Origin of the sequence: Massilimicrobiota sp. An80, from assembly GCF_002159255.1 — a bacterium.
In the GTDB taxonomy this organism is placed as follows: Bacteria; Bacillota_I; Bacilli_A; order Erysipelotrichales; family Coprobacillaceae; genus Allocoprobacillus; species Allocoprobacillus merdigallinarum.
The window spans coordinates 1-6,495 of the sequence record NZ_NFHI01000075.1 but is presented as its reverse complement, the minus strand read 5'-3'; the positions used below and the strand labels follow the sequence as shown (position 1 = coordinate 6,495).

Annotated in this window: 6 protein-coding genes and 1 pseudogene; 6 read left to right on the top strand and 1 reads right to left on the bottom strand. The window is 28.6% G+C overall.

Translation table 11 applies throughout. From position 1 onward, the window contains the following. Positions 1-113: 113 nt before the first annotated feature. Positions 114-239: pseudogene (locus tag B5G32_RS14205) on the top strand (IS200/IS605 family transposase); the annotation flags it as partial. 100 nt (positions 240-339) lie between these two features. On the opposite strand, the gene rpoN reads toward B5G32_RS14205, so the two are convergent. Beyond that, on the bottom strand, positions 340-1,557 hold the full coding sequence (rpoN, locus tag B5G32_RS12985; protein WP_087245010.1) for an RNA polymerase factor sigma-54: 1,218 nt from the start codon (positions 1,555-1,557) through the stop codon (positions 340-342). Positions 1,558-1,689: 132 nt separating this feature from the next. On the opposite strand from rpoN, the gene B5G32_RS12980 reads away from it, so the two are divergent. The 5 genes from B5G32_RS12980 (at position 1,690) to B5G32_RS12960 (ending at position 6,394) form a co-directional block, all read left to right on the top strand. After that, positions 1,690-4,365, top strand: a complete 2,676-nt coding sequence (locus B5G32_RS12980; RefSeq protein ID WP_087245011.1) for a sigma 54-interacting transcriptional regulator — start codon at positions 1,690-1,692, stop codon at positions 4,363-4,365. A 122-nt stretch (positions 4,366-4,487) separates the two neighbouring features. Then, positions 4,488-4,904: a PTS sugar transporter subunit IIA gene (locus B5G32_RS12975; RefSeq protein ID WP_087305044.1), complete on the top strand. Its 417-nt coding sequence runs from the start codon at positions 4,488-4,490 to the stop codon at positions 4,902-4,904. Between the two features lie 10 nt (positions 4,905-4,914). Continuing rightward, positions 4,915-5,385, top strand: a complete 471-nt coding sequence (locus tag B5G32_RS12970; protein ID WP_087245013.1) for a PTS sugar transporter subunit IIB — start codon at positions 4,915-4,917, stop codon at positions 5,383-5,385. An 18-nt stretch (positions 5,386-5,403) separates the two neighbouring features. Beyond that, on the top strand, positions 5,404-6,174 hold the full coding sequence (locus B5G32_RS12965) for a PTS mannose/fructose/sorbose/N-acetylgalactosamine transporter subunit IIC (RefSeq protein ID WP_087936895.1): 771 nt from the start codon (positions 5,404-5,406) through the stop codon (positions 6,172-6,174). After that, the gene (locus B5G32_RS12960) at positions 6,155-6,394 is read left to right on the top strand and encodes a PTS system mannose/fructose/sorbose family transporter subunit IID (RefSeq protein ID WP_239386259.1); all 240 of its coding nucleotides are present in this window, start codon (positions 6,155-6,157) and stop codon (positions 6,392-6,394) included. The genes B5G32_RS12965 and B5G32_RS12960 overlap by 20 nt, the downstream gene beginning before the upstream one ends. The last annotated feature ends 101 nt before the right edge of the window (positions 6,395-6,495 follow it).

The window sequence follows — 6,495 nt, the reverse complement described above, 5'->3', positions numbered from 1 at the left end:
AATCATCCTCCTTAAGATAATTACAAAAGTTTTATGCCGATAAATCAATAAAAAACTAATGATGATACAATGATTATTTCAATTTAATCGGCATAATTATTTTATCGGTATAAGTAGATACGGTAGGGAAGAATACTAAGAAAATACAGGAATATATTGCAAATCAATTAAAGGAAGATAAGCTAGCAGAGCAATTGGAACTTGAATTGGAAGATCCGTTTACTGGCAAGAAGCGATAGAGAGATTGCAAGACGCAGACCACGTTAGCGCTGTCAAGCGCTGCTCTGAAGGCAGGGCTATGCCCGCAAATGAAAAACCACCGGCTAGGCCGGTGGATATTTATTTTATTTTTCTTTGAGGTGAAGCGGGTATTCCCATTTTTTTACGGTATTTATTGATAACACGTCTAGAACAGTATAAATCAATGTCTTTGAGGGCTTCGACTATTTCTTGATCAGATAATGGATTTTTTTTATCTTCATTGTCAATAAGATCTTTCATTGCTTTTTTTATAGCATCGCTACTATCTCCCGAAGCACTTTTTGATACCAAGAGATTTTTTAATGGATAGATTTCGTTATGGAACATATAATATTTTGAATTTATTGTTCTAGATATGGTAGAAACATGATAATGACATTGTTCTGCCACTTCATCCAATGTACAGCTAACTAGTTCATCATTGTATAAAAAGTGACTTCTTTGAATATTGACTAAAGTATTGGCAACCATAAGTATTGTATGATTTCTTTTTGTAAGATTATCAAGAAAGAAATGGGCATCTCTAAAATAATCTTTCATTTGATGATTATCTTTAACCAATTCATAAAGGTCTTCATTAATATAAAAAGAAAAATCATTGTAGGGTTGTATAATAATATCATTGTTTTCAATAATGATTTCTATATCTGGAATGATAATAGAATCATTTTCATTATTATATTGTTCACACGGAAAAGGTTCGCATAAACGTATATCTTCATATATTTGATTGACTTGATATTTTGTTATATGATACTTTTTTGAAATAGCTGTATAGTTTTTTGAGAGAATGAGATCCTTTGATTCTTTCATAATTTTATATGAAGTATTTAAACCTTTGTGTTTTAATTGAAGACAAATGCTGTCAAAACAATCGAATGCGCCTACACCAATAGGCTCCAATGATTGTAAAATATTCAGATGTTTATCAAAGATATCATTATTTATATTTAAATCATACATGTATTGTTCTTTTGATAAATTGAGAAAACCTTTATTGTCTAAGGATTCAATCAAATATGAAATAATATCATAATCATATTCTTGCTTTAACATAGTTAATTGAAAATATAATTCTTCTTTTAAAGTATGTTTTTGAGCAATGTTTTCTAAATAATAAAAAGAGTCTTCTTTTTTTTCGTTTATTTCTATAAATGGATTGGTTTGCAATAAAGAACGAACCATTGCATGAATATCGTTTTCACTTAGTTTAAGGAAATCTAAAGACTTTTGCATTTTTAAATTTAATTGAAATGTTTGTTTAAACGTAGGATTAAATGTCATTTTTTGTTTCATAATGCCACCTCTTATCTATATATTAGCAAAAATTGTGCCAAAAATAAGAAAAAAATGAATAAAAGATGCTTTAAAAAAATATTCTTGACACGATATTTAAAACCATCTAAGATTGAAAAAGAGGTGACTATAATGGAAGATAAAATAATGACCATTATTAACCAAATAACACACGAAAAACGTTATGAGGATGCCAATGGATTATTAATAAGTGAAAATATAAAAATTGCAAGAAATACTGTGAATATGAGTCTTAATCAACTTTATAAAAAGGGATTATTCATAAAAATTAATTCAAAACCAATATTATATTTATCAAAATCTATACTTGAAAAAGATAATAAAATTATATTTACACAAGATGAGTTTTCTAATATATCTGAATTTTTAAAATATGTAGAAGGAGACCAATTGCAGGATTTTGAAAAACTTATTGGATTTAATGAAAGTTTAAATGATTTAGTTGAATCTATGAAAGCAACATTGTCATATCCACCTCAAGGATTACCAATATTATTGAACGGACCTACTGGTACAGGAAAAAGTATGCTTGCAAAACTAGCCTATGAGTATTGTGTTAATCATAATCTTATAAAAAATGATGCTCGCTTTGTACAAGTGAATTGTTCGGAATATGCAAATAATCCGGAATTATTGAGTGCAAATTTATTTGGATATAAGCGAGGTTCATTTACCGGTGCTGATAAAGATAATATGGGATTATTACATTATGCAGATGGGGGCCTTTTGTTTTTAGATGAAGTCCATTGTTTAAAATCAGAGTGTCAAGAAAAGTTATTCTTGTATATGGATCAAGGTATTTATCATATGATTGGCGATAATGATAAATGGTTAAAATCAAGTTGTCGTATTATTTTTGCAACAACTGAAATTCCTGAAAAAGTTTTATTAAAAACATTATTAAGACGAATTCCTATTGTTTTACAAGTACCTTCTTTAGAAGAAAGGGGAACAAATGAAAGACTAAGTCTTATTTATCATCTCTATCGCCAAGAAGAAAAACGTATACAAAAAGAAATATACATATCAACAAATGCTTATCAAGCTTTGTTGAATTATCATTTTGTAGGGAATGTTGGAGAACTATCTAATGTCATTCAAGCAAGTTGTGTGAGTGCATTGTTTACGCAAAGTGGTCAGCATTTGGAAATTCATGCATCTCATTTGCCGAAACGAATTATTCAACAAATTTCTCCATCAATAATGTTAACAAACAAACATAAAATAATTCAAATTTCAAAATTAGTTCCTGCCTCATCTCAATCTAAAATTATTCAATTTTATCAACAATTAATTGAATCATTTGATAATCATAGAAATGATAATACTATGCAATTAAGAAAGATTGTGGATGTTTATTTTGAAAAAATAGTTTTTAGCAAGAAGAAAAATGATCATTATTTATTAGATACAGTTAATAAAATATTTTCAATGGTTACAAATAAATATGGATTTCATCTTTCAAATAATGAATTGGTTTCTGTAACAAGTTATTTATCAGAATATCAGAAAAATATTAATGAAATATTGACTTGGGATAAACAATATGAGAATAAAGTATATGAATTAAAGGAATATTTAAATAATTATTATCATCGACAATATTTGGTTGCTTTAGAATTATACAAATACTTTAAATACAATATGAATGATTCCTTAGATGATATGGTATTATGTGTTCTCACTATTTTTCTAGATAGATACTTTGATAATGTTGTCAATAATCAAAGATTAGCAATTATTGTTGCTCATGGTTTTTCTACTGCAAGTTCAATAGCAGAAAGCGTTAATAAATTGCTTAATCAATACATCTTTGATTCTATTGATATGCCACTTCATGTTGATGTTAATGTTATTATAAAGAGATTAAATGAATTTTTGAATCATGTTGGAGCATTTAATGAATTATATTTATTAGTAGATATGGGCTCACTCGAAGCAATTTATGAAGGGATTCAAATAAAAAATATCGATATAGCAATGATTAATAATGTTCATACCAAATTAGCTCTACAAATTGGCGAAGGGATAAAAGAACAATTAAGTATGCAAGAGATATTTGAAGATATAGAAAAAAAGCAATCTTATCATGTGCATATAGAAACACATCGTATCAAAGAACCAGTGATTGTATGTTCTTGTGCAACGGGGATAGGTGTCGCTGAGAAAATTAAAACAACGATACAAGAATCACTACCAAAACATTTATCAATAAAACTCATGACTTATGATTATGCATCATTAGTTCAAAATGGATTAGAAGGGCATATGTTTGACGATTATGAAGTGATTTGTGTTGTAGGAACGTTGAATCCTAATATTCCTGGTATCCGTTTTGTAGCAATTGAGGATCTTATTATCAATACAAATTATGAGGATCTTTCCATTTATTTTGAAAACTACATGAGTGAAGAAGACTTAAAAGAATTTAAGAAGAATATTCTTAAGAATTTTTCATTATCAAATATTATGAATATTTTGACAATTCTTAATCCTAATAGCTTATTAGAACAAGTTTCAAAAGGTATTGATAAAATGCAAAGTTTATTAAATATCCAACTTAAAAATCGTACATGCTTTGGGTTATATGTTCATATATGCTGTTTGATAGAGAGATTAGTAACACATAAAAGCATAGAAATCTATTCTAATAGAAATTTTCTTGAAGAAGAACCGCTATTTATTGAATGTGTAAAAAAATCATTTAGTGATGTTGAAAAATTTTATAATGTGGAAATACCAATTGAAGAAATAGGTTATATTTATGACTATGTAAAAAATAATTAGAGTGTGTCTTTATGGCACACTTTTTGCTTATATAAAAGTGATCAAACATTTAATAATAAAAAAGAAAATTAGAAGACTTGGCACGATATTTGCTTGAATAAAAGTGAAAGGAGTTGACAAATTTGATTAAGTTAATATTAGCTTCACATGGTGAATTATCAAAAGGAATGGTTAATTCAGTAAAAATGATTGTAGGAAGTTTAGCCGATGATGTTGAATCATTTAGTCTTTACCCTGGGGAAAATCCTAACGATTATGCTGAAGAATTAAATCAAAGAATTATAAAAGATCAGGAACATCATTATATCATAGCTTGTGATATTAAAGGTGGGAGTGTTTACAATGCTATAGTACAGACGTGTATCTATGACAATGTAGATGTATTATCAGGTATGAATATGAATATGGTTCTTGAACTTGTATTAGCTATTAGCTCCCAAAATGTTGATATAAAACAAATTATTAACAATGCTAAAGAAGGAATTGTATTACAGAACAAATCATTATTAACGAAGAATATTGAGGATGAAGACTTTTAGGAGGAATTTTATGATTAAATGTTTGAGAGTAGATCATCGATTATTGCATGGTCAAGTGGCTTTTTCATGGACAAGCGCACTTGCAGCAGATTGTATTTTAATTGCTAATGATGGTATTATGCAAGATGATTTAAAGAAGATGGCTATTAAAATGGCAAAACCACAAGGAGTTAAATTAGTTATTAAAGATATTAATGATTCTATAAAAGCTCTTAATAGTGGTGCAACTGATAAATATAAATTGTTTATCATTGTGGAAAATGTTGCTGATGCTTATCGTTTGATGACAGAGACAAATATGATTAATAGTGTTGTCTTGGGAGGAACAAAAGCAACTAATGAGACTAAGAATATTTCTAAAGCTGTTAATTTAACAGATCAAGAAATAAACTTAGTAAAAGATTTGATTAATAAAGATTTTGAAGTTGAAATCAGAATGGTTCCAACAGAAAAGAAAATTTTAGCAAAAGATGTTATTTAGAGAGAGGAGTATTATTTTATGTTACAAGCATTTTTGTTAGGTTGTGTAGCTTTTATTGGTAAATGTGATTTAGCTACAGGAACAAATATGATACAAAGACCTATCGTTTTAGGACCATTGGTTGGTTTGATTTTGGGTGATTTGCAAACTGGTATTGTTGTAGGCGCTACATTAGAGTTAGCCTTTTTAGGACAAGTATCAGTTGGAGCTTATATACCTCCAAATGTTATTGTAGGAGGCGTTTTAGGAACTGCATTTGCTATTACAACAGGTAAAGGGGCTGAAATTGCTTTTACAATGGCATTCCCTATCGCATTATTAGCGCAGGCTATTGACAATTTTATTTTCTCAATTGTTAGACCATTTATGGGAAGGCTTGCAGATAAATATGCTGCAAAAGGAAACGCAAGAGCTATTTCGATAATTCATATGGGAACAGGATTCATTACTTGCACTGTTTTATTCTTAATTACTTTCTTTGGATTTGCGTTAGGAAGTAGTCAGATGGAAGCAATTGTTAATGCTATTCCAACAGTAATAACTAATGGTTTATCTATAGCTTGTGGATTATTGCCAGGTATTGGATTTGCTATGTTAGCAAGAATGATTATGAATAAAGAAGTTGTACCATTCTTCTTTTTAGGATTTGTATTATCAGCATACTTTGGAGTACCTGTTGTTGGTATTGCAATCATGGGATTAATTGCAGTGTTCTTACGTGTTGATTTTCGAAATAATAATGATCAATTAGCTGTTGAAGGAGGATATAATGATGACGAAGACTTCTAATAATGAAAATACTGTTATTACAAAAAAAGATTTAAGAAAAATGTTTTGGAGATCATTACCTATGGAATTTTCATGGCATTATGAACGTCAAATGCATATGGGATTCTGTACAATGATTAGTGATGGATTAAGAAAAATCTATAAAAATAATCCTGAGGGATTAAAAAAAGCATTACAAAGACATTTAGAATTCTTTAATATTACACCTGTTATGAAGTGACCTTTGTCAAGACATAAATTCACAATTCATAATTTTTTTATTCAATTGTGCCATCAAAGGCATACAAAGACCCCATAATGAAGATTTTGCGACAGTTAACC